21 protein-coding genes and 1 tRNA gene are annotated in these 23,124 nt (G+C 41.9%); 17 read left to right on the top strand and 5 right to left on the bottom strand.

The window, feature by feature from the left end:
- Positions 1–23: 23 nt before the first annotated feature.
- Positions 24–344 carry a hypothetical protein gene (locus tag B5Y40_RS25680; protein WP_159453816.1) on the top strand — a complete coding sequence of 107 codons (321 nt, stop codon included), beginning with the start codon at positions 24–26 and terminating at the stop codon, positions 342–344.
- Between the two features lie 35 nt (positions 345–379).
- Here B5Y40_RS25680 and B5Y40_RS30185 read toward each other — a convergent pair whose 3' ends face one another.
- Positions 380–670: a hypothetical protein gene (locus B5Y40_RS30185; RefSeq protein WP_245840787.1), complete on the bottom strand. Its 291-nt coding sequence runs from the start codon at positions 668–670 to the stop codon at positions 380–382.
- A 181-nt stretch (positions 671–851) separates the two neighbouring features.
- Here B5Y40_RS30185 and B5Y40_RS25670 point away from each other — a divergent pair, with 181 nt between their 5' ends.
- From B5Y40_RS25670 to B5Y40_RS25635, 8 genes are all read left to right on the top strand, one after another.
- Positions 852–2,252, top strand: coding sequence for an anthranilate synthase component I family protein (locus tag B5Y40_RS25670; protein ID WP_079689718.1), 1,401 nt, complete (start codon positions 852–854; stop codon positions 2,250–2,252).
- Positions 2,253–2,318: 66 nt separating this feature from the next.
- Positions 2,319–2,885, top strand: a complete 567-nt coding sequence (locus tag B5Y40_RS25665; RefSeq protein WP_079689717.1) for an anthranilate synthase component II — start codon at positions 2,319–2,321, stop codon at positions 2,883–2,885.
- A gap of 66 nt (positions 2,886–2,951) precedes the next feature.
- Positions 2,952–3,938 (top strand): anthranilate phosphoribosyltransferase, encoded by a 987-nt coding sequence (gene trpD, locus B5Y40_RS25660; protein WP_079690015.1) that lies wholly within the window; start codon positions 2,952–2,954, stop codon positions 3,936–3,938.
- A gap of 38 nt (positions 3,939–3,976) precedes the next feature.
- Positions 3,977–4,777, top strand: coding sequence for an indole-3-glycerol phosphate synthase TrpC (gene trpC, locus B5Y40_RS25655; RefSeq protein WP_079689716.1), 801 nt, complete (start codon positions 3,977–3,979; stop codon positions 4,775–4,777).
- A 61-nt stretch (positions 4,778–4,838) separates the two neighbouring features.
- A complete protein-coding gene (locus B5Y40_RS25650) occupies positions 4,839–5,483 on the top strand; it encodes a phosphoribosylanthranilate isomerase (RefSeq protein ID WP_079689715.1) in 645 nt (214 codons plus the stop codon).
- 10 nt (positions 5,484–5,493) lie between these two features.
- A complete protein-coding gene (trpB, locus tag B5Y40_RS25645) occupies positions 5,494–6,675 on the top strand; it encodes a tryptophan synthase subunit beta (RefSeq protein ID WP_079690014.1) in 1,182 nt (393 codons plus the stop codon).
- A 53-nt stretch (positions 6,676–6,728) separates the two neighbouring features.
- A complete protein-coding gene (gene trpA / locus B5Y40_RS25640; RefSeq protein ID WP_079689714.1) occupies positions 6,729–7,508 on the top strand; it encodes a tryptophan synthase subunit alpha in 780 nt (259 codons plus the stop codon).
- A 25-nt stretch (positions 7,509–7,533) separates the two neighbouring features.
- Positions 7,534–8,544 carry a bifunctional 3-deoxy-7-phosphoheptulonate synthase/chorismate mutase gene (locus B5Y40_RS25635; RefSeq protein ID WP_079689713.1) on the top strand — a complete coding sequence of 337 codons (1,011 nt, stop codon included), beginning with the start codon at positions 7,534–7,536 and terminating at the stop codon, positions 8,542–8,544.
- An 87-nt stretch (positions 8,545–8,631) separates the two neighbouring features.
- Here the strand turns inward: B5Y40_RS25635 and B5Y40_RS25630 are convergent, their stop codons facing one another.
- Positions 8,632–10,500, bottom strand: a complete 1,869-nt coding sequence (locus B5Y40_RS25630; RefSeq protein WP_079689712.1) for a M1 family metallopeptidase — start codon at positions 10,498–10,500, stop codon at positions 8,632–8,634.
- A 47-nt stretch (positions 10,501–10,547) separates the two neighbouring features.
- Between B5Y40_RS25630 and B5Y40_RS25625 the strand changes: the two genes are divergently transcribed.
- Positions 10,548–10,898, top strand: a complete 351-nt coding sequence (locus tag B5Y40_RS25625; RefSeq protein ID WP_079689711.1) for an ArsC family reductase — start codon at positions 10,548–10,550, stop codon at positions 10,896–10,898.
- Positions 10,899–10,964: 66 nt separating this feature from the next.
- Here B5Y40_RS25625 and B5Y40_RS25620 read toward each other — a convergent pair.
- From B5Y40_RS25620 to B5Y40_RS25610, 3 genes are all read right to left on the bottom strand, one after another.
- Positions 10,965–11,038, bottom strand: a tRNA-Ile gene (locus B5Y40_RS25620).
- Positions 11,039–11,239: 201 nt separating this feature from the next.
- Positions 11,240–12,811, bottom strand: a complete 1,572-nt coding sequence (locus tag B5Y40_RS25615) for a GAF domain-containing protein (protein WP_079689710.1) — start codon at positions 12,809–12,811, stop codon at positions 11,240–11,242.
- Between the two features lie 614 nt (positions 12,812–13,425).
- On the bottom strand, positions 13,426–14,553 hold the full coding sequence (locus B5Y40_RS25610) for a fatty acid desaturase family protein (RefSeq protein WP_079690013.1): 1,128 nt from the start codon (positions 14,551–14,553) through the stop codon (positions 13,426–13,428).
- 211 nt (positions 14,554–14,764) lie between these two features.
- Between B5Y40_RS25610 and B5Y40_RS25605 the strand changes: the two genes are divergently transcribed.
- The 7 genes from B5Y40_RS25605 (at position 14,765) to B5Y40_RS25575 (ending at position 23,118) form a co-directional block, all read left to right on the top strand.
- On the top strand, positions 14,765–15,289 hold the full coding sequence (locus B5Y40_RS25605) for an RNA polymerase sigma-70 factor (RefSeq protein WP_159453815.1): 525 nt from the start codon (positions 14,765–14,767) through the stop codon (positions 15,287–15,289).
- A gap of 41 nt (positions 15,290–15,330) precedes the next feature.
- Positions 15,331–16,356: a FecR family protein gene (locus B5Y40_RS25600; RefSeq protein ID WP_079689708.1), complete on the top strand. Its 1,026-nt coding sequence runs from the start codon at positions 15,331–15,333 to the stop codon at positions 16,354–16,356.
- Complete coding sequence (locus tag B5Y40_RS25595) at positions 16,350–18,989, top strand: TonB-dependent receptor (RefSeq protein ID WP_079689707.1); 2,640 nt, start codon at positions 16,350–16,352, stop codon at positions 18,987–18,989. Before B5Y40_RS25600 ends, B5Y40_RS25595 begins: the two co-directional genes overlap by 7 nt.
- Positions 18,986–19,777 (top strand): DUF4249 family protein, encoded by a 792-nt coding sequence (locus B5Y40_RS25590; protein ID WP_079689706.1) that lies wholly within the window; start codon positions 18,986–18,988, stop codon positions 19,775–19,777. The genes B5Y40_RS25595 and B5Y40_RS25590 overlap by 4 nt, the downstream gene beginning before the upstream one ends.
- Before the next feature lie 235 nt (positions 19,778–20,012).
- Positions 20,013–21,137 carry a hypothetical protein gene (locus B5Y40_RS25585; protein ID WP_143785942.1) on the top strand — a complete coding sequence of 375 codons (1,125 nt, stop codon included), beginning with the start codon at positions 20,013–20,015 and terminating at the stop codon, positions 21,135–21,137.
- A gap of 207 nt (positions 21,138–21,344) precedes the next feature.
- Entirely contained in the window at positions 21,345–21,974 is a 630-nt protein-coding gene (locus tag B5Y40_RS25580; protein ID WP_079689704.1) for an HAD family hydrolase, read from the top strand.
- Positions 21,967–23,118 carry a site-2 protease family protein gene (locus B5Y40_RS25575; RefSeq protein ID WP_079689703.1) on the top strand — a complete coding sequence of 384 codons (1,152 nt, stop codon included), beginning with the start codon at positions 21,967–21,969 and terminating at the stop codon, positions 23,116–23,118. The genes B5Y40_RS25580 and B5Y40_RS25575 overlap by 8 nt, the downstream gene beginning before the upstream one ends.
- The last annotated feature ends 6 nt before the right edge of the window (positions 23,119–23,124 follow it).

Below are 23,124 nucleotides of genomic sequence, written 5' to 3'. Positions count from 1 at the left end.
TTGGGAGAATATTCGTGATGAAAATGCCCTGGCGCACTGATTTGGCGCTTGGCATAATGGTTGAGAATATAGTATGTCAAAAGAAAAAATTTATGACGGGTGTAGTGTGGCTTCTGGATAATTATAGTGAAGACGTGATTAGTGATCTTGAAAACAAAGGCTATCTGGTACGGAGATTCTCGTTGGAAAAACAGCATTTAATGCAGTACGATGAGCGGCCGGATATGATTTTCTTTTCTGAACTGACCGCTTCAACAGCTTCGTTCTTCACAAAAATCCACCAGCTTTATCCAGGTGTAATGGCGATGAGTCTTCCCTCATTGATGCCTACAGCAAGGAAATAGCGGTCCGATTTGATACGTTCTTTCGTTCTCCAGTCTCAATGTTGGAAGGAATTTGCTGTTGAATAATTGTATTTTTTTTCAGGATTATTTGTAATCAATAAAGACTTTACTATTATTGCCGCATCAATATTCAATTTATTCATGGGAAGAGGAGATAAAAAAAGCAAAAAAGGAAAGCGCACAATAGGCTCTTTCGGAGTTACAAGAAGTAAGAATGCAATTAAAGCACGCTTGAAAAGAGCGACTTCTAAAAAAGATTCAGCAGAGGCTACGGCTACTCCTGCAAAGAAAAGAACACCTGCTAAAAAGAAAGCAGAATAAAACATGAAACAATTCAATAACATAGCTTGGTGGTGGCATATATCGCGATACGATATGTGAACAGCCTTTTTATGTTAATACAATAACGCGAAGGCCTGCTGTTCACAGCAGGCCTTCTTTTTTTGCCCAAACTTGAAAGAAATCAAAGTATAACAGCTTCAAAAGCCTATAAACACAACGAGAACAATGAAGTATAAACTTACTACCTACACGAAAAAACTTCTCGCGGACACGCTCACGCCTGTAAATATATATCTGAAACTACGCGATGTATTTGCCGGAAGCATCTTGCTGGAGAGTTCGGACTATCACGGTCATGAAAATAGTTTATCCTTTATTTGCTGCGACCCCATCGCCTCGTTTCAGGTTGTACAAAATGAAGTGTCCATTCAATATCCGGATGGTTCTACAAAGCAGGATACTATCACGGGCGTTGGTCAGGTAACAACATTGCTGGAAGATTTCCGGAATAAGTTTGACGTGTCCCTGCATGCAGAAGCGAAATATCCCAACTGCGGTCTCTTCGGGTATATGTCCTACGATGCAGTACGCTTCTTTGAAGATGTATCCGTAGATCAAAAGAACAAGCTGATCCCGGATATATTATATAAACTCTACCGCTATGTTATTGTAGTCGATCATTTTTCGAATGAGCTGAGTTTGTTCGAGCACACCTATCAACCACAAGGATCGGGCTCGCTCGATAGAATTGAGCAGATCATTTTCAGTAATCGCTTTGCTACCTATAAGTTTTCGCTTGTTAATGGTGAGGAATCAAATTTCACGGACGAAGAATTTTTGAAAGTAATCGAGAAAGGAAAAGAGCATTGCTATAGGGGAGATGTATTCCAGATCGTTCTCTCCAGAAGATTTCAATGCGGATTTAAAGGTGACGAGTTTAATGTATACCGTGCGTTACGGTCTATCAATCCATCGCCGTATCTTTTTTATTTTGATTATGGAAACTTCAAATTGATTGGTTCGTCACCCGAAGCACAGCTTCAGGTAAAAGGTGGCAAAGCACATATATACCCGATTGCTGGTACGTTCCGCAGATCGGGTAACGATCAGGAAGATGCAGCGATTGCCGAAAGACTTGCAGCCGATGAAAAGGAAAATGCAGAGCACGTGATGCTGGTAGACCTCGCGCGTAACGACATGAGCAGAAATGCTTCCAGTGTACATGTTGAAGTCTTTAAAGAAATCCAGTACTACTCACACGTTATACACCTCGTATCCAAGGTTACCGGTACATTGAAAAATGACTCTTCGATCATTGGTATGGCAGCCGATACTTTTCCTGCCGGCACATTGTCGGGCGCGCCCAAGCACATGGCAATGTCACTGATCAATAAATATGAGAATACAAACCGAAGCTTTTATGGAGGAGCGATTGGCTTTATCGGTTTTGATGGATCATTCAATCACGCGATCATGATCCGGACATTTCTGAGCCACGAAAATAAATTGATATACCAGGCTGGAGCCGGAGTGGTCTCAAAATCGCAGGCGGAAAGTGAATTGCAAGAGGTAAATAATAAACTCACAGCACTTCGCAAAGCGGTATTAATGGCAGAGAAAATATAGTATAGTTGAAAGATCAAAAAGATTTAGAGTTTGAAGAATTGTCTCATAATATCATAATCAGTGAAAATGAAAATACTTGTTCTCGATAATTACGATTCGTTTACCTATAATTTAGTGCATATCATACGTGAGTTGGGCTATGAAGTGGACATCATTCGCAATGATAAGATTAGTGTGGAAGCAGTGAAGAAATACGACAAGATACTATTGTCGCCAGGTCCGGGCATTCCGGATGAAGCGGGAATCATGAAGGACGTGATTCGTGAGTATGGTCCAACAAAAAGTATATTGGGAGTTTGTCTCGGCCACCAGGGAATTGGAGAAGTATATGGCGCCACACTATATAATATTCCGAAAGTCCTTCACGGTGTTACCTCTATCGTAGAAGTAAAGGATTCAGCAGAATATTTATTCAAAGGAGTTTCTGAGAAATTTCAGGCAACGCATTATCATTCATGGGCCGTGCTCCCTGAAAGTTTCACCAGTGACTTGAGAATTACCGCTATAAATGATGAAGGACTCGCAATGGGATTACGACACGCGCGGTATGACGTACGTGGAGTACAATTTCATCCCGAATCCATCATGACTCCCGAAGGTCCCAAGATGATCAAGAACTGGCTTGAGAATTAAAACACAGATATATACCAATCGAATATAGGTACTAACAATGCCCACGGATACAATGAAGTAATGATTATGAAAAAGATACTAAACGAACTAATCGATCATCGTTCACTGACCAAGGAAACTGCTAAACAGGTTTTGGTAGACTTGGCAACGGGCAAATATAATCCCAGTCAGACAACAGCATTCATGACGGTATACATGATGCGGAGTATAACCGTTGATGAGCTACAGGGCTTTCGCGATGCAATGCTCGAGCTTTGTCTCCCTGCTAAATTCGATCAGCCCGTGATGGACGTATGCGGAACGGGTGGTGATGGAAAGAGTACGTTTAATATATCTACACTTTCATCGTTTGTAGTGGCGGCTGCAGGACAGCCTGTTGCCAAACATGGTAATTATGGCGTGTCGTCAGCATGTGGTTCTTCGAATTTGCTGGAATACTTTGGGTATAAATTTACCAGTGACGTAGACGAATTGAAGCGGAGTCTTGATCGATCAAACATCTGCTTCATGCACGCTCCTTTGTTTCACCCCGCGATGAAAAATGTAGCACCTATCAGAAAGGAGCTCGGCGTAAAAACGTTCTTCAATATGTTAGGCCCAATGGTTAATCCTGCTTTTCCAAAGCGACAACTGGTAGGTGTATTTAGTCTTGAGCTTGCCAGACAGTATGGGTATCTATATCAGAATACAGATAAAGATTTTGTGATACTTCATTCTCTGGATGGATACGATGAGATATCGCTCACGAGTCCTTTTAAATATTTTTATAATCATGGCGAACGTCTGGCAACGCCGGCAGATTTAGAATTACCACAATTGAAATATGAAGATTTGAAAGGTGGGGAAACTGTAGAGGAATCGGCGAAAGTGTTTATGAAAATTCTCGAAGGCAAAGGAACAGAAGCACAAAATGCTGCTGTGATCGCCAACGCGGGCATGGCACTATATTCGGGACATCAACAAGAAGGACTTTCCTCTGCGCTAACGAAAGCAAGAGAAGCGTTGGCGTCTGGTAAAGCACTCGTAGCATTTAAAAAACTTCTTCAGGCATAGAACCACGTACACACTAACATCCCAACACAAAAAACGTTATGAATATCTTAGATGAGATCATTGAACAGAAACGCAAAGAAGTAGAGGAAAGAAAAAGCCTGTACCCGGTGAAGCTGCTGGAGAAAGGTATATACTTCTCAACGCTTCCGGTTTCAATGAAGAAATATATACTCCGCGAAGACAAGACGGGTATCATCGCAGAATTTAAAAGAAAATCTCCTTCCAAAGGTATTATCAATGCACATGCCTCCGTAGAGCGCACTTCGATTGGCTATATGCAGGCAGGTGCCTCTGCGTTGTCGGTACTTACTGATAAACCTTTCTTCGGTGGCAGCAATGAGGATTTAATGACCGCGCGTAAGTTTAATTTTTGCCCCATCATTCGTAAAGATTTTACGATTGATGAATATCAGATTATTGAAGCGAAGTCCATTGGAGCCGATGCAATCTTGTTGATTGCAGCAGTGCTCGAACCGAAACGTTCAAAAGAATTAACTGACTTCGCACATTCATTTGGACTGGAAGTTTTGCTGGAGGTACATGATGAAGATGAACTGAAGAAAAATCTGGAGACCGGTGCCGATCTGATTGGTGTCAATAACAGGAACCTGAAAACCTTTGAGGTAAGTATAGATGTTTCCAAAAGACTTGCACCAATGATTCCTGATTCTATTGTTAAAGTATCTGAAAGCGGAATCTCGTCCGTGGACACTATACTGGAACTAAAGAAGCATGGGTATAGAGGATTTCTGATGGGAGAGAACTTTATGAAGCATAGCCGCCCGGAGACCGCTGCGATGGAGTTTATGGATGAATTGAGGATTAAGACAAAAGCTTAAAATAGAAAGCTTAAAGTATAAGCGGCGAGTGGTTGATATAAATATACTATAGGGAATATATATGAATGTAAAGCTGAAGGTTTGCGGGATGCGGGATGGAATGAATGTGTTGGAGGTTTCTTTATTGCGCCCCGACTACATGGGTTTTATATTCTATGATAAGTCGCCTCGATATGTGGGTGAAAATTTTTCGCTACCGGAATTTTTTCCATCTTCAATCAAGCGCGTAGGTGTTTTTGTAAATGAGACCGTTGAAAACATGACTCGTATTGCAAAACAGTTACAGCTTGATTACGTGCAGTTGCATGGGCATGAATCGGTGGAAGTATGTCAGGAAATGAAAAGTAAAGGTATCGGAGTTATCAAGGTTTTTTCTGTCGATGAAGAATTTGATTTCAACGGTACGAAGCCTTATCAACCAGTTTCCGATTATTTCCTGTTCGATACAAAAGGTAAATACTATGGAGGGAATGCACAGTTGTTTGACTGGTCTTTGTTGAAAAAATATGATCAGCAGGTACCATTTTTTCTGAGCGGTGGAATTACGCCTGATAATATAGGCACAGTAACGGCACTCAACGGTATGAATATACATGCGCTCGATGTGAACAGCGGTGTAGAAGCAGCGCCCGCGATGAAAAGTATAGATAAGCTAAATTCATTGATTTCCCAGATCACACATTTACATACAAAGTCCAATGTCTAAAATAAAAAACATGAATTATACAGTTGACGAACGCGGATATTATGGTCAGTTCGGAGGTGCTTACATTCCGGAGATGCTATATCCGAATGTAGAAGAACTCCGCAATAATTACCTGCGCATCATCCAGCAGGATGACTTTAAAAAAGAGTTCGATGACTTGTTGAAAAATTATGTAGGCCGTCCTACACCGCTCTATCATGCCAAACGAATGTCAGAGAAGTATGGCGCGAAGATATACCTGAAGCGTGAGGATTTGTGTCATACCGGAGCACATAAAGTCAATAACACCATTGGACAGATTCTGCTGGCAAAACGACTCGGTAAACAAAAGATTATAGCAGAGACAGGCGCAGGACAACACGGTGTTGCAACGGCAACGGTATGCGCACTGATGGGAATGGAATGTATAGTATATATGGGCAAAGTTGATATGGAGCGGCAACGTCCCAATGTTGAGCGCATGCGCATATTGGGTGCAAAAGTAGTTCCTGCGCTGAGTGGCAGCATGACTTTGAAAGATGCTACCAACGAAGCGATGCGTCATTGGATTAACAACCCTACCGACACACACTATATCATTGGCTCTGTGGTGGGCCCGCATCCGTATCCCGACATGGTCGCAAGATTTCAGTCCGTCATCAGCGATGAAATGAAGAAACAATTACAGGAAGAGATTGGCAATCCGTTTCCGGATTATGTATTTGCTTGTGTAGGCGGTGGAAGCAACGCCGCTGGTGCATTCTATCATTTTCTGCAAGATGAACATGTTACGTTGGTAGGCGTTGAGGCCGCTGGAAAAGGAATCAATTCCGGTGAGTCTGCGGCCACAACGGTGTTGGGTAAAGTAGGCGTGTTGCACGGAAGCAGAATGTTGTTGATGCAAACGGAAGATGGTCAGGTGGTAGAACCGCACTCTATATCTGCCGGATTAGACTATCCGGGTATAGGACCGATGCATGCTCACTTGTGTGAAGTAGGACGTGTCAAGTTTGTAAGTGCAACGGATGATGAGGCCATGAATGCCGGTGTTGAGTTGAGTCGCTTCGAAGGAATTATACCTGCAATTGAATCTGCACATGCTATAGCAGCGCTGAGTCAGTTTGAATTCGATAAAGATGATGTTGTCGTTATAAATCTTTCGGGTCGGGGTGATAAAGATCTGGAGACCTATATCCGATGGGGTAAATATTGATTATACATAATTTATCAATTCGTCTTCCATCCTATACTCAACATCTTACAGAAATGAAAAACAGAATCACAGAACTATTCGCTAAGAAGAAAGGAAATATTCTAAATGTATACTATACGGCTGGCTTCCCGGCATTGAACGATACTGTGGCCATAGCCCAAGCGTTGCAGAAATCAGGTGCTGATATTATTGAAATCGGTATACCATTCTCGGACCCGGTTGCAGATGGACCTACTATCCAGGAGAGTAATAAAGTAGCGCTGGATAACGGCATGACGTTGCATCTTCTCCTGGATCAAATCAAGGAACTGCGTAAGACTGTTACGCTTCCCATTATTCTGATGGGGTATATAAATCCTGTTATTCAATATGGTGTTGAGAAGTTCGCAAAAGATGCGTCTGCTTTGGGTGTGGATGGATTGATTGTTCCGGATTTGCCACTACACGAGTTTGAAGAACAGTATAAAGATTTATTCAAGTCATTGAATCTTTGCAATACATTTTTGATTTCGCCAACAACATCTGAAGATCGCATTCGTAAAATTGATGCGGTTACAGAAGGATTTATATATGCTGTATCAGCATCCAGTATTACCGGGGCCAAAGGTAATTTTACTGCCGAGCAAACGAACTATTTCGAGCGCTTGCAGAAAATGAATCTGAAGAATCCGTTTCTCATCGGCTTCGGAATTTCGAATCATGCGACCTTCAGCAACGCTTCACAATATAGTGCCGGTGCCATTGTAGGAAGTGCGTTTATCAACTTGTTGAAAGATTCAAAAGATATACCTGGTGATATCGAAAAGTTTGTCAAATCACTAAGGAATAAATAATACGTAAGCGTTAAAAATCTGTGCTATGATCATCCAACTCAATCCCACTATATCTACCCCCGACAAGGAATCTATTATCACGCGTGTAAAAAGTCTGGAGTATAAAACAACGGAAGTGAAAACGCAACGAGGTAGTTACCTGGTTGCTATCGGGAAAAAAGATTTTGATATCCGTCAGCTCGGACAGCTGCCGGGTATATCAGATATACATCGTGTATCCGATGATTATAAACTTGTCTCACGAAAGTGGAAGGTTGGTCGCAGCTATATTGATCTTGGTGATGGTGTTCTTATTGGCGATGGCAATTTGTCCATCATGGCTGGTCCGTGTTCAATTGAAAATGAAGATCAGGTACAGAAGACGATTGATCACCTGGTGAAGAACGGAGTGCGCATTATGCGGGGCGGTGTATTCAAGCCACGCAGTTCTCCGTATGCTTTCAGAGGCTTGGGTATAGATGGATTAAAGATGTGGTATACGTTGGCAAGGAAAGCTGGTATCAAGATTATCAGTGAAGTAATGCAGGTGAGCCAGATTGTCGAGATGTATGATTATGTAGATGTATTCCAGGTAGGTGCACGCAATACGCAGAACTTTAATTTGCTGGATGAACTTGGTAAAGTTGATAAGGCTGTTATGATCAAGCGTGGTATATCCGGAACAATCGAGGAATTACTATACTCTGCTGAATATGTATTTGCAGCAGGGAATGAAAAACTAATATTGTGTGAGCGTGGTATACGTACCTATGAACGTGCCAGCAGAAATACACTGGATGTAAATGCCATTCCTATTCTGAAGGAGAAAACGCATTTACCTGTGGTCGCAGATCCTTCACACGGTATAGGTATACGCGAGTTTGTAGAGCCTGTTGCTTTGGCAGCGGTAATGGCAGGGGCGGATGGTATAATTTATGAAACACATCAAGAGCCCGAGAAGGCTGCCTCCGATGGACAGCAGACGTTGGATTTTGAGGAGTCTGCAACACTGATTGCGCATTTGAAGAAAGCTGCTGCGCTGCTGCAAAGCTTTTGAAAATCGCTGCTGGAGAGTTTGCAGAACCTTTATAGATCGTTCTGCAAACTTCCAACAGCGGTATATATGCTATTTCTATTTTATATATTATTTCAACAACTTGTCCAGACTACTGATGGCCACAAAATGATAATTCGGACGTGCCTTGCTATATATATCTAACGCAAGCTTTTTACCTTCAGGCGTTTTGATTAACTCACTGTATAGCGGCATCAGGAATTTTCTGCGTCCCGTGTTGATCAGGAATGTTTCAATTTTCGGATACATTTTTTTATACTGATTGCGAATCGCGATCACTCCCCAGGCTGTAATGATCTCTGAGTTCCCGGAGGCCGTAAATTTACCAAGGTCGTCAATCGCTGCAATTTGTTTTTGATCAAGTGTATCTGGTAAGTTTTTCAGAAAGTGCAACCACTCGTGTGTACTCCAGGTTGCTATAGATGAAGGTGGAATGGCAGTGCCCGCTTTCCATTGCGTAAGCGTTTCGTCAACCTTCTTGAAACGATCTGATACAGGCGCAGGGCAATAAGATGGAAGTCCCTCGGTATATATCCAGTCATTGAACAATGTATCCGATAAAGCTATATTGAATTTTTGCTGATAATAATTTTTGATAAACGGAATAAACTCTTCCGTGGTCATTACTTTGAAAGCATTCTCTGTAAAGTAATCCTTTATAAACTGATCAAATTTATCGCGACCATTTTGTTCTTCGATCGTGCGCAGGAAATAATATCCTTTGTTATAGGCGATCTCCGTTACTCCATCATCAGGACTTCTTCCTTCCAGGTGAAGCTTTAGTTTTGTATCGGCAGAATTGCCTGCTTCGGTAAGCGATTTTATTTCTTCATGAAGTCCTTGCAGATTGAGGGATGCCAGCATCTCTGCATAATCCTTACCATATAGTTTCTCCATGATGCGCGTTTCGAAGTATACAGTAAATCCTTCGTTCAGCCAGAAATCGTCCCAGGTAGCATTGGTAACAAGATTGCCAGACCAGCTGTGTGCCAGTTCATGCGCAATGAGGGAAGTGAGGGAGCGGTCACCGGCCAATATAGTGGGCGTTGCAAATGTGAGCCGCGGGTTCTCCATTCCTCCAAATGGAAAACTGGGTGGCAATACCAATACATCATAACGATCCCATTGATATTTACCATAGAGCTCTTCCGCACCGGCAATCATTTTTTCAAGATCAGCAAACTCCCAGGCGCTTGTATCCACGAGGGAAGGTTCAGCATATATACCACATCGTGAACTGATCGGTTTAAAAGAAAGGTCTCCCACCGACAACGCCAGCAGATACGAGGGTATCGGCTGCTTCATTTCAAAAGTATATATGCCGGTATCGTTTTTTGATTGTGGATTGGAAGCACTCATCAAAGCCAACAGATCTTTAGGAACGGTGACTTCCGCATCGTATGTAAAGCGTACTCCGGGGGAATCCTGGCAAGGTACCCAGCTTCTGGCTAATATAGCCTGTGACTGTGTGAAGAGAAATGGATACTTCTTTCCAGCCGTTTGCTGTGGACTCAACCATTGCAACGCTTCCGCGTCCGGATTGGTGTGATAGGAGATTGATACTTCTGTGGTTCCGGGTTTCAATAGTATAGCAAGTGCTTGTCCGAAAATAGAATCGTATTCCGATAGTCTATATTCTGTTGCTATAGTTTTATTCAGCGTTACTTTCTCAATGGCGAGTCCTTTTATATCAAATGTAATGAGGTCAGCATCAGCGTTGGCTTCTATAGTCCATGTAGCCACTGCAGTGATCATCTTCTTATCGAAATCAACAGAAGCTTTCCAGTGTAAATGTTTTACGCGGGCTATACCGGGTTGTGCGTATGAATGTGGATCGTTTGGTTTCATTACAGTTTCAGTTGTGTGTTTCGACTGGCAGGAGATGAACAGAGAAAGTGCCAGCAGGCAGCTTAGTTTTGTGATGTTTGTTATCTTCATACCTTCGGATTTGAAAGACAAACTACTATATTTTTTATTGAACCGCTATGATCATTTACGGAATTAAAAACTGCAATACGGTGAAATCTGCTTTGGACTGGTTAAAGAAACATAACGTTGAATTCGAATTTCATGATTACAAAGCGAAAGGTATCACCGATGCAAAGTTAAAGGACTGGAGTAAACAGGTAGGGTGGGAGAGCCTGGTAAACAAGCGCGGCACAACGTGGAGGCAACTGGACGAAGCCGTTCAAGCCAATGTAAAAAATGAATCCGCGGCTGTGGCCTTGATGAAAGAAAAGACCAGTGTGATCAAACGTCCCCTGATCGAGCGCGAAGGAAAAGTTATCGCGCTGGGCTTTGATGAGCAGGAGTATAAGAAAGTATTCGCGAAATAACGTTGACACGAGGTAACGGAAATAAAAAGCCACTTACATGGACAATGTAAGTGGCTGATTTTTAAGTGGGCCCAGCTGGGCACGATCCAGCGACCCCCTGATTATGAGTCAGGTGCTCTAACCAGCTGAGCTATGGGCCCTAAATTTTAGGATTGCAAACGTAATATTTTCTGCATGGTTTACAAAGATTACCAGGCAAAAAAGTTGAAAAGAATTGCGTACCTGGTTGCCGGTCATCTATGAAAAAAGCAGACCCGAAATTAATCGAGCCTGCTTCTTTCATGATTTTTTTGACTTGTAGGTGTCTGTGCGACTGCAAGCGCTAGCTATACAGCTATACTTTAGTTCTCGTGCAGCTGAGCAGCATTGGCCTGCTTGCGCATCAGCGTCTCTTGCGTGGCAATCAGTTCTTCCATATTCTGTCGCAGTTCTTCTTCTGTGGCGCGCATTTCTTCGGCATGTTGTTGTGAAGCTGCCAACAGTGTTTTCATTTTCTCGGTTGTTCTTACACTCTGTAATGCAGAGGCAACAAACTCGCCAGCTTTCTCAAGGAAATGGACTTGATGTTTCTCAAATTTCTCAAGTCCGGCTATTTCTATAATGGCCTCGATTTTGTCATTGTATTTCATCGGAACAATCACAACACAACTGGGTGTAGTTTCGCCCATACCAGAAGTTATATAGGTATAGCCTTGCGGAAGTTTCGTCAGCATCGTAGTTTCTCCTTCCAAAAATGTTTGTCCTACCAGACCTACACCTATATTAATCTTGCGCTCCAGAAATTTCTTTCTGTCATAAGCATGACACGCTGCGAGCTCCAGGTATTCGCCTTGCTCATCATCACTCTTCAAAATAAATAGTCCGCCCTGCTGAGCTCCCATATATTTCGTTAAAAATCTTACGACCTCATCGGATAGAACCTTGAGATCATTCTGATGATTTCTTACCGTTTCTGAAATTTTAGTTAATCCTTCGTTACTCCATAGACGCGTTTCTTCCTCACGCTTCATCTGTCTCAACTGGTCTCTCATCTTGGTAAGTCTTCCGGCAAGGCTTGTCTCATTGATTGCTTTGTTGTCCTCACTCAGTGCTGCCCACTCGGTAGAATAATTGCCGTCCGCTATATGTTCGATAAATTCACTGGCATGCTGAAGGTTTCGGATGGAGTTTGCAATCAATTCCTGCTGGTCATTGAAATGTATATCTGTGCCCGGATTAAATACATACTTCCGGTTATTCTCTTCCAGTTCAATCAATAATCTCTGCCGCGCACGGTTATCGTTTATCATTTTATAAACAATAAAACCGAGAGTTGGAAATCCAATCAGAAGTATAAGAAATTGGAGGTATAGATTGTTTTCAACAGCCGACTGATAGCTCACTTCGGCGGCAAGACTCTTCGCCTTTTCAAATTCGATAATCTTTCCACCGATCTCATGTGTTTTTGTCCAGGCGATCATTCCCCGGTCTTCCATCATCATGCTTTTAAATACTTCGCTGCTATCGAGATCCGCCATTTCTACCATCTTCATGTTGAAATCGACATAGTCACGGTATGTTTTCTCAAGTACCTTAAATTGTGTTACATCGTAGCCTTCCTTTACAAGTCTTTGCTCGAGGCTTTCAAAATGCGGCCATAAATATTTTATTCCGTTTGTTGTAGTCGCCAGCATTTCGGGTTTCTTGGTAACACCATAGGCTCTTACACCAAGGTCTATAACATTCAAAAAAGTTATAAGCCGATCAACATCTTTGATGATAGCGTCCGCATCTTCCCGAATATTGTTATTCTTAACAATGCTCTCCTTGTTTCGAAACATAAACACAATGTTTATCACCAACAACGTAGCTATTAAACCTATAGAAAATACAATTATATGTTTCCGGATATACCCTTCTATCTTTTTTTTCATAAAGCCAATTCCTAAATTTTATATCTTAATTTATTTATTACTCTCTTGTTTGCTGAAACACCTTGCTATATATATCAGTGCTCCTGTTATATTTCAGTGAATCTTCTCAGTAAATAATGTTAGCTTATTTATTATCTAATGATAAATGCTTTGAGGCGAATCCGTATTTCAAGGTGGGGTATAGTGATTATGAAAACTCTTTCGCAAAAATCTAACATTAGGCCCAAGGTATATTTATGCTAACGGCATGTATACAATCATTGTAAGGTTAAACTTGATTTTTGAAAAATTATATAAAATGTAAGTCTTACTACACGTAAGTACCTCGGTGGATTTACGGAGTCACAGATCAGTATACTGATGAGAGCAGCTTAAAAATGTTTAAGAAAAATGTCTTTATAGATCAGATCATACTCGCGTCCCAATCACTGGACCGTATACCTATGTAGTATGAGAAGAGAGAGTTCTTTAGATTCAGTTAACACGAGTTGAGCAAATTCAAAATCGGTAACCTTTGCAGAAGTACTATAGAAGAATTACTGAATACAGAATAGTTGAGTAAGAATTCCTACCAATCTCCCTAGAGAGAGATTGGTAAGGAAGTATATTTTGTTTTAGACTACGAGTTCCTTTGCCCGGATAGAGTTGCTGTCCAAAGCTTCCTTGCCGAACTTCCGCAAGAGGCGGTAATGTGACGCGAGTGCTGTAGAGAAAGAGTCGTTTTCAAAATACGGCAAACCATATTCGTGCGCGGTGCTCTTTACAATCGCGGATAATGCGCGGTAATGTGTATGGCAAACCTTCGGGAATAAATGATGCTCGATCTGCATATTGAGTCCACCACAGAAAAAGCAGGTAAAGAAATTCTGTACTCCGAAGTTGGCTGTAGTACGCATCTGATGGGCTGCCCATGCATCTTCCATTTGTCCGGATGTATCAGGCTCAGGAAACTCCAGTCCTTCCACGATATGAGCAAGTTGAAAGACTAATCCCAACACAAAACCTTTTGCCATTTGCATACATACAAATCCAATCGCGAATTGCCACCAGGTAATGGAATCAATCAACATCAAAGGCAATACAATAACCAATATATAGTATAGTATTTTAAAGAAGAAGAGTTTGAAAAGCTCGATGCGCGGATGGCGTGGTGTTGCGTGACTGCCAATTTTACTTTGGAAAAACTTAATATAGTCTTTCGCGAAGATCCACGCTAAACTTGCCATTCCATAAAGCAGGAAGGCATAGAAATGTTGGTAACGTTGAATGGGCAATGGTGATTCCTGAGGACATACCGTCACCAGGCCAGGCGCCACCACAAGATCATCGTCATGTTCATGAATGTTAGTAAACGTATGGTGAACTAAATTATGAGAGATCTTCCAGTTGTATACATTGGCACCGATCAGGTTAAAGATTGATCCGAGGGCTGTATTCACAAAAGTATTGGAAGAGTACGAGCCATGTATAGCGTCATGGCATACATTGAAGCCGATGAACGCAGAGAAAACTCCTAAGCCGATCGCCATCGCGAACATCGTCCATAATGAAAATGAATCGGATAGAATGAGCAAGTATAAACTGAATGTGCCTCCTAGGAAAAATACAGTTTTGAAAATCATGAGCGCGTCTGCGTTGCGCGATAAGTTTTTGCTGGTAAAATAATGGTCTGCGCGTTCTCTTACCTTGGCGTAGAAACCAGTATAGTCTTTGGCAAATTTTACTTGTTCGTTTACTTTCACAGGTTCAGGTTTATCGACCGGATAGCATTGTGCTATCAATAATTCTAAAAGATAAGACAATTCGGCCGCTAAGCATATTTTCTGCGACCTTATTTTTTTAGATTCAATAATGCAATGTTTATTCTGGTCTTTGTCGCGTAATAACGAGCGATGGCAGATGTTTATTTTTAATATCTTTAAGTTTAATAAAGCCTAACAAGCCATCGGAATCTTGGCAGATAAGAACTTAAATACGTTCGAACAATTGTTCAGAGAGTTATTCAAACCACTCTGCAGTTTTTCATTCAAGTATGTAGGAGACTGGGATGAGGCAAAAGGCTTGGTGCACGATGTATTTGTTACCGTTTGGGAAAAATTTGATACACTTCCTTCGGATACGAATTATCGAAGCTATCTATATACAGCGGTGCGAAATCGAAGTCTCAATCACATCCGCGATAATAAAAAGCATGTTATACTTGAAAATGTGAAAGAGGAGGCGTTGGTGGAAAACAACACATCGCTGGAGACTTCCGAACTTGAGCGTGAAATTGAAATCGGCATCCAATCATTGCCTGAAAAATGCAGAATGGTTTTCGAGTTGAATCGTATGGAAGGCTTGAAGTATGCACAAATCGCAGAGAAAATGGGAATCTCCATCAAGACGGTTGAAGCGCAGATGTCGAAAGCCCTGAGTGTACTTCGTGAACATCTGGGCGAATTTCTTACGCTGATATTTTTTATGTGGAGACAATAAGGGTAACGTTGAATTTATGTGTTATAAAACAGAATAGATGAGTGAAAAATGATTTCAACGATAGTGTAAAAGAGCTGATAACAAAGCATCTGGCGGGTGAAGCTTCCTCTGAAGAGGAGAGGGTATTACGTGACTGGATTGCAGAGGCACAGGAAAATGAGCGCCATTATCTTGCATACAAAAAAGTATTCAAGATAAGCGAGAATCACTATGCACATCAGGCTGAAGCAATACATACAGTTGATATAGATCACGAGTGGAATCATTTCATAACAACCATTCAGAGGAATGAAGAGAAGCCGGAAGGTAAACTTCGTTCTTTAGAAAAATCTCCATTAAACTTTTGGTATAAAATTGCAGCGGCTATAGCACTGGTAGCGGTTTCTAGTTGGATCATCCTAAATTTTATTTCGGGAGATGATACTATACATTATCAAACTGCTTCAGAAACGCGCACTATATCTTTACCGGATGGATCGCAGGTAACCCTGAATAGTCATTCTGAACTTTCATATTCTTCCTCCTTCAATGAAAAGGACAGAACTGTGACTTTGCAGGGCGAAGCATTTTTCGAAGTCACGCGCAATCCTCAAAAAACGTTTCGCATACACGCGAACAGTGCTGTAGTAGAAGTGCTGGGAACATCGTTCAATGTGCTGGCATACGATAGCCTGGCGCGAGTAGAAGTGGTTGTTGAGACTGGTACTGTAAAGCTTTCTGTACCGGATTCAAAAACAGAAGTGAAGCTTGTTGCCGGAGAAAAGGGTATATATAGCAAAGCCAACCAGCAAGTAAGCAGTAGTATAAATAAGGATGTAAACTTCCAGTCGTGGAATACGCGCAAAATTATATTTACTGAAGATGATCTTCGTGCTGTGGTGGAAACGTTGAACAAAATATACCGGGCCAATATCACCATTGCTGCTGACGTTCCTGCATCTTGTGTTGTAACGGTTACGTTCGATCATCAGTCTCTTGATGCAGTACTGCACGTGCTGGAAACAACGCTTAATCTTACCTACCAGGTTAACGGAAATCAGATTGTAATCACAGCAGCAGGATGCTAGTAGGTATTCAGCAATCCATCCAAAAAAAACTTTTAAAGGGACTGGTAGCCCCGATGATCTTTTTATACCTGCATGCCTCTGCACAAAATAATCTGCCCGATGTAACACTCAGTATAGATGTGAATACGTCTCTCACGGAGCTGCTCTCCATCATTGCTCAGAAAGGCGGTATTCGATTTTCGTACAATCCTAAAAAAATTCCAGCCGCACAAGTAGTTCGTTATAGAGTTGTCAATCAGTCGTTGACTTCTATTCTAAATGATCTGTCGGAGCAGTTTGGGATGAAATATACTTTGGTAGAAGGACAAGTTATACTGAAGCCTGAAAAACGTGCAGACAAAAATAACGCGTCTACTTTTACATTCAGCGGAAATATTAAGGATGCCGATACCGGGGAAGCCCTTATCGGTGCCACTGTTCTTTTAAAAGAGCTTCAAACGGGTACCGTTACAAACGCTTTTGGTTTCTTTTCTATTACCGTTCCGAAAGGTAGCTATACTATATCCAGTTCATTTCTGGGGTACAAGGAATATTCGGCAGCCATAGATCTAAGTGCCTCTTATCAGCAAGATATAGCATTGAAGGAAGAGTTACCGGTATTAGAAGAAGTTGTTGTAAGCAATGCGCTGCCGGATATGGTTCAGGAAATTACTGCGGGCAATACCCATGTACGCCCCAAGGTGGTAGAAGAACGGCCCGCACTATTCGGAGAAATGGATGTAGTGAAATCACTGGAATCTATACCTGGTGTAAAGATGCATGCCGATGGCTCGACATTTTACTATGTGCGCGGTGGAAACCGGGACCAGAACCTGGTATTGATAGACGATGCTCCGATCTATAATCCGAGCCACCTGCTAGGTGTTTTTTCCACCATTATACCCGATGCCGTAAATGACATGACGCTATATAAAGGAGATATGCCTGCTTCGCTTGGCGGAAGATTATCGTCTGTGCTGGATATACGTACAAAGAAAGGGAACGATCAACATGTACAGGTGTGGGGAAGTACGGGCCTCATTTCTACCAAGCTTGGTGTGGAAGGACCTTTCAAAAAAAGCGCAAGTTCATTTCTCGTTTCCGCGCGTGCCTCTACTGTGAAATGGATTTTGCAAAAGGTGGATAGCGATATAAAACAGTTTGACTTTCATGATTTCACTTCCAAAGTAAATGTCAGGTTGAATCAGCGTAATCATTTTTTCTTTTCATTTTATACCGGTGGCGACAATTACTTTAACAACAACACGGGAATTTCCTGGACGAATACTGCAGGTACACTCCGATGGAATCATTTGTTCAGCGATCGCCTGTTTATGAACACCACGCTGGCTATAGCCGGGTATGATTACTTCTTATATACCGATGTTGATACGAAAACGAGGTGGAATTCTCATATATCCAATATCAATCTGAAATCAGATTTCAGCTACTTTATAAAGCCAGAAAATGAAGTAACGTTTGGTATAGGTGTAAACGGATACACTTTCAATCCGGGGAATTTCAAGTCGGATACAACGCTGGCATCTATACCTTCGCTTTCTGTTCGAAATGCGTTTGAAGTGGTATTGTATGCCAACCATGAAGTAAAACTCGGAGAGCGATGGGGTATAAATTATGGTTTGCGATTTTCGCTTTGGTCAAATACGGGCGAAGCTTTTGAATTTGTTTTCGATGAGAACAGAAACCCGATAGATACTTTATACTATAAGAAAGGGGAGAACTATAAACAGTTTGTGAATGTAGAGCCCCGCGCCACGATCAGCTATTTGTTGAATGAGAACGCATCGGTCAAAGCAAGCTTCTCTCGCAACGTTCAAAATGTTCATTTAATTTCGAATTCTACCAGCCCGTTTACTTCACTGGAAGTTTGGCTTCCCAGCAGTATAAATATAAAGCCGGAATATTCGAACCAGGTAACACTTGGTTACTATCGATCGCTGCAACGTTTGGGTACATCTGTTATGGCGGAAGCTTTTTATAAAAAGATGGACAACCAGATTGACTATAACGCGCATGCCGAAACGTTACTGAACCCTTTGGTAGAGCGTGAACTGCGCATCGGTACGGCTACTGCTTACGGGATTGAATTGCTTGCTAAAAAGGATGAAGGTCGCCTTCGTGGATGGGCAGGCTATACCTATTCGCGCGCGAAGCGAAAATTTGCTGATGTTAATGAAGGTCGGGTATATAATGCTTTTTATGACAGACCTCACCAGGTAAATCTGATGCTTGCCTATGATCTTTCTTTGCGTTGGAACTTTGGCATGAACTGGACGTACTCAACCGGTGCTCCGTTTTCTTCACCCATTAGTTTTTATATGTATAATGGTGAAGAGGTTCCGGTATATGGACAGAAGAACAATGACAGGCTTCCCGATTATCACCGACTGGATATCTCGGCTACTTTTAAGCTGAACAAGAACCCTGAAAAGAGATTCAAGCATAGTGTCTCGTTTTCTGTTTTCAATCTCTACGGACGGAAAAACTCACTCTTTGTAAACTATAACAAAACGGAATCAAGCGATGGTGATTTTGAGATACCTTCCAACCTGCTGGAGAATAACCGTACAACATCGCATTTCTATTTATTCAGATTCACGCCATCTATAGCCTATAACTTTAAATTCTTATGAGGGCACAAAGTGTTATAGCCTTCTTCATGTATATGCTGATAGCATGTGAAGAATCTGCTGATCTTCCGCTATCATCGTACGATACCAACCTGGTTGTGGTGGAGGGGATATTGACCAACGAGAGTATAAATCACAGAATCAAATTAACGCGTCCCTATAAAACACAAAACGAAACGCCTGAGCCGATCAGCGGTGCTGTGGTAACAATCGGAGACGGAACAACGATATATACATTAACAGAATTACCTGCAGGATCTGGAGAATACTATACCCCTACATTACGAGCCGTAACCGAGAGGATATATAGCTTGTCGATTCAGTACAATGAAAAAGAATATACTGCTGCGGACAGCGCCGTGCCGGTAGAAACGCTTCCTGCGTTGCATTACGAGCAGAAAGATGACGCCTATATATTAACGTTTAGCCCTTCTGGGCGAGATGCAAACTTTATCGATCATATACTTACCTGGGAGAATACCAGCGCATGTACAGCCGCAAACTGCGCAGGCAAAGTTGTATACTATGACCTGAAGACCGTTGACGTAAACGATATATATAAACCCGATAAAACAGATTTTACTTTTCCGTTGAATACTGCCATTGTTCGCAGGAAATATTCATTAAGTCCTGCATACAAGGCTTTTCTTCGATCTTTACTCTCCGAGACCGAATGGAGGGGAGGCGTTTTCGATGTGCAACGCGACAATGTAAGTACCAACCTCAGCGAAGGTGCCATCGGCTTCTTCGCAGTCTCAACAGTTGTTTCCGACACAACGATCATCCAATAGTGAAGCTTAGCAATTAATCATTACTTCTTAATAGTTAATGAATAAGGATAACGGTAATCGCTCGCGGCTATAACACATTTTCTTTGTTTTCACTGTCAAAAAAGGCCATTCTAAAAAAATCGAAAGGTGACATAAGGGTATATCCAAATCCGTGTGTTCTAGGGATGTAAGGCAGGTTAATCACTTGCTTTCTCAAAACAGAAACCAAAAAACACTTAACTAAACAGCAAAAATCATGAAGACTGCAAAACTGATTTCATTTGTCTTAATCATGGGTCTGGCGTTCTCTATTTTGTTAACGTCCTGCGAAATGAACCAGGACGAAACGTCACAGGAAGATATACTTCCTTCTTCTTTCAGCGTAGATATACCGGCTTCCATCAGCAGCAGTACTGCAAATGGAAGACTCGGTGCAAGAAGTGCTGAAGACACCGTAAAGGGAAATGATATATATGTAAACCTGGGGACGTTTATAGCAGTAGGGGAGGCTTCATCACAGCTGGTGGAGGAATTTATAGCAGGTATCCGTAAGTATAAAATTGATCGCGTGATGTCGATTACCTATGTTGGTGAAGATGACAATCGTGTTAAGAACCTTATCGTTTTGTCAGATGTTTCTTTTGAAGGACAAGATTGGGACTATGAACTCACCATTACAGATGCTGATTCTGAAAGTGAAACGGATGGTGGTAAGGCGCTGCAGATCTTCTGGAATAAAGCAAGTACGGTAAAAGGAATCGCGATCATCAAGCCCTATAACTGCGATCGTATTAAAAATGAAAATGCACCCGATGCCATGTTCCGTATCGACTATAGCGAAGCAGGTGAACTTGGTTACGATGCGCACATGGAAGTAAGTATAGCAGGTTTGCCAGTAGGCAGCCCGTTGAATGATCTGTATGCGATCAATAGCCTGCACATGTTTGCCGGTAAAAAGGGCGATGTAGTTGATGTATATGGTAACAGCAATCATCCCAACGCTATATTGTTCTCCGGTACACCAGGCTTTAACTGGGCGTTTGTTGCATCAGGCAATGACCCTGCAAACATTGGTGTTGCAGAAGTGGGCTTGCCTCCCAGCACATTGGATTCCGATGACCGTTCCGTATTATTAAAAGAATACTCTATTAAAAATGTATTCACGAACGAGATCACCGCTGTGTGGCCTGGTATTGATCAGAATGTTTTGGCGGCTTACTTATCGACTACCGCAGCGCCAGGATACTTTAACGACTCACAAGGATTTATATCCGGAGGAAAATCCCCTGGCGCTGCGTGGGATGTGTTGGCCAAGCGATTGGATGCATTGAGTCCTTACAATCCAAAAGCAACAAGCGATCTTTCGATTTCTTTCAAATAAAATCTTATCAGTGATCTGACGTCAGGCAAAAGTACGTTTGGAGAACGGAAACCTCTGGTGCAAACCAGGGGTTTTTTGTTGCTCATTTTGAAGAGTGCATACATGTTAAAAGTCGCATCGTAAGCTCATCCATTCCATTGGAAGAAAAGTTGGCCGTTGATAGCAACCTTTTCTTATTTTAGCATCTCATATCAAATACAAGTTTTTGTGGCGCAGGATTCTTCTATTAAAAATCTCATTTTCGATTTAGGTGGTGTGATATTGGATCTTTCAGTAGATCATACACTACAATCATTTGCCGAGATCTCTGGTCTTAAGAAAGAAAAAGTAAAAGAGCTTTTCATCTCTTCGAAAGGTTTTCTGGATTATGAAAAGGGTGAAATAGAAGATGATGAGTTCCGTTCATTTGTCCGTGACTTGTATTCTGTTCAGGCAGATGATGCTACATTGGACGCAAGCTGGAATGCCATGTTGCTGGGTATACCCCGACAAAAACTTGATTTACTGCTCACGCTCAAAGAGAAATTTAATGTTTACCTGTTGAGCAATACGAATAACATTCACCTTAACTATATCAATGATCAGATCCTGACACCGGTTTTTGGTGAAAAATCTCTCGATCGTTATTTTCATAAGACGTACTATTCGCACTATATGAAAAAGCGTAAGCCCGATGCGGATATATTTGAACAGGTGCTGGAAGAGAATAATCTGAAACCCCAGGAAACGCTTTTCCTGGATGATAATGCAGATAATATAGGAGGTGCACATGCGTTGGGAATTCAAACCGTGCACGTGATTACACCCAATCACATAATCGATTACTTCCATGCCTAGTAAAACGCGTACAGTTTTAATTCAGGTTGGATTATTTATAGCCAGCTTTATCACGACAACTTTTGCAGGCGCTGAATGGTGTTTCGGGAAAAGTATTTTCTATGGAGAATATACCTGGAATGATTTTCTGAGCGGGATGCAGTTTTCAATTCCTTTCCTGTTGATATTAACCGTGCATGAGTTTGGTCATTATTTTACAGCGATGTATCACAAGATACGCGCATCATTGCCATACTATATTCCGTTTCCTCCCAATCCTATAATTCCTTCGATCGGTACCCTTGGTGCCGTGATCAGAATTGAAGAGAAGGTGCGATCAAACCGCCAGCATTTTGATATAGGTCTTGCCGGGCCACTTGCCGGATTTATACTGGCGCTGGCAATTATAGTCTACGGCTTTGCAACACTACCTCCTGCGGAGTATGTTTTCAATTTTCACCCCGAGTATAAACAGTTCGGACTGGATTACGCCAAGCATGTATATTCACCAGAGTATATGAAGGATCATAGCGCTCTTGATTTACAGATCGGTGATAACCTGCTGTATATGTTTTGTGAGAAATTTGTTGCTGATCCATCGCGCATTCCAAATCCGCACGAACTGATGCACTATCCATTTTTACTGGCTGGCTTTATAGCACTCTTCTTTACCAGTATGAACTTGCTTCCCATTGGACAACTCGATGGCGGCCACGTAACGTATGGGCTATTCGGTTCGCGTGGACATAAGTTGATTGCTACTATATTTTTTCTGTTGCTTACCTTTTACTCTGGGTTAGGACTGGTGACACCAACTCTGCCACAGACAACCTTACTGTGGGCTGTACCAGCATTGGTCTTGTTTTACTATTCATGCTTCGCAGCATTAAAGATATCAAAGCGCGATCGCATCATGTATGCGTTGATATTATTCGCAGCACAATTCGTTATAAGCTGGGGCTTCCCTCAAATCAATGGTTATTCAGGTTGGTTGTTATTCGGATTTATCGTGAGCCGCTTTGTGGGCATTGAACATCCGCCAAGTGAAATAGAAATGCCGCTTGATCCGAAGCGGGTTATCCTCGGCTGGGTCACTTTACTGATCTTTATACTTTGCTTTAGCCCTACACCGTTAGTGATTGAGGTCGTAGGAGGAAATGGATAGAGTATA

Origin of the sequence: Ohtaekwangia koreensis, assembly GCF_900167975.1 — a bacterium.
Taxonomy (GTDB): Bacteria; Bacteroidota; Bacteroidia; order Cytophagales; family Cyclobacteriaceae; genus Ohtaekwangia; species Ohtaekwangia koreensis.
This window is presented reverse-complemented; position numbering and strand designations above follow the sequence as displayed.

Excerpts from the sequence above, each read along its gene's own strand:
- B5Y40_RS25575 (WP_079689703.1), top strand. The coding sequence starts at position 21,967 with ATGCCTAGTAAAACGCGTACAGTTTTAATTCAGGTTGGATTATTTATA.
- B5Y40_RS25680 (WP_159453816.1), top strand. The coding sequence starts at position 24 with ATGCCCTGGCGCACTGATTTGGCGCTTGGCATAATGGTTGAGAATATA.
- B5Y40_RS25585 (WP_143785942.1), top strand. The coding sequence starts at position 20,013 with ATGAAGACTGCAAAACTGATTTCATTTGTCTTAATCATGGGTCTGGCG.
- B5Y40_RS25615 (WP_079689710.1), bottom strand. The coding sequence starts at position 12,811 with ATGAAAAAAAAGATAGAAGGGTATATCCGGAAACATATAATTGTATTT.
- trpD (WP_079690015.1), top strand. The coding sequence starts at position 2,952 with ATGAAAAAGATACTAAACGAACTAATCGATCATCGTTCACTGACCAAG.
- trpB (WP_079690014.1), top strand. The coding sequence starts at position 5,494 with ATGAATTATACAGTTGACGAACGCGGATATTATGGTCAGTTCGGAGGT.
- B5Y40_RS25650 (WP_079689715.1), top strand. The coding sequence starts at position 4,839 with ATGAATGTAAAGCTGAAGGTTTGCGGGATGCGGGATGGAATGAATGTG.
- B5Y40_RS30185 (WP_245840787.1), bottom strand. The coding sequence starts at position 670 with ATGTTTTATTCTGCTTTCTTTTTAGCAGGTGTTCTTTTCTTTGCAGGA.
- trpA (WP_079689714.1), top strand. The coding sequence starts at position 6,729 with ATGAAAAACAGAATCACAGAACTATTCGCTAAGAAGAAAGGAAATATT.
- trpC (WP_079689716.1), top strand. The coding sequence starts at position 3,977 with ATGAATATCTTAGATGAGATCATTGAACAGAAACGCAAAGAAGTAGAG.
- B5Y40_RS25670 (WP_079689718.1), top strand. The coding sequence starts at position 852 with ATGAAGTATAAACTTACTACCTACACGAAAAAACTTCTCGCGGACACG.
- B5Y40_RS25595 (WP_079689707.1), top strand. The coding sequence starts at position 16,350 with ATGCTAGTAGGTATTCAGCAATCCATCCAAAAAAAACTTTTAAAGGGA.
- B5Y40_RS25630 (WP_079689712.1), bottom strand. The coding sequence starts at position 10,500 with ATGAAGATAACAAACATCACAAAACTAAGCTGCCTGCTGGCACTTTCT.
- B5Y40_RS25665 (WP_079689717.1), top strand. The coding sequence starts at position 2,319 with ATGAAAATACTTGTTCTCGATAATTACGATTCGTTTACCTATAATTTA.
- B5Y40_RS25635 (WP_079689713.1), top strand. The coding sequence starts at position 7,534 with ATGATCATCCAACTCAATCCCACTATATCTACCCCCGACAAGGAATCT.
- B5Y40_RS25590 (WP_079689706.1), top strand. The coding sequence starts at position 18,986 with ATGAGGGCACAAAGTGTTATAGCCTTCTTCATGTATATGCTGATAGCA.
- B5Y40_RS25625 (WP_079689711.1), top strand. The coding sequence starts at position 10,548 with ATGATCATTTACGGAATTAAAAACTGCAATACGGTGAAATCTGCTTTG.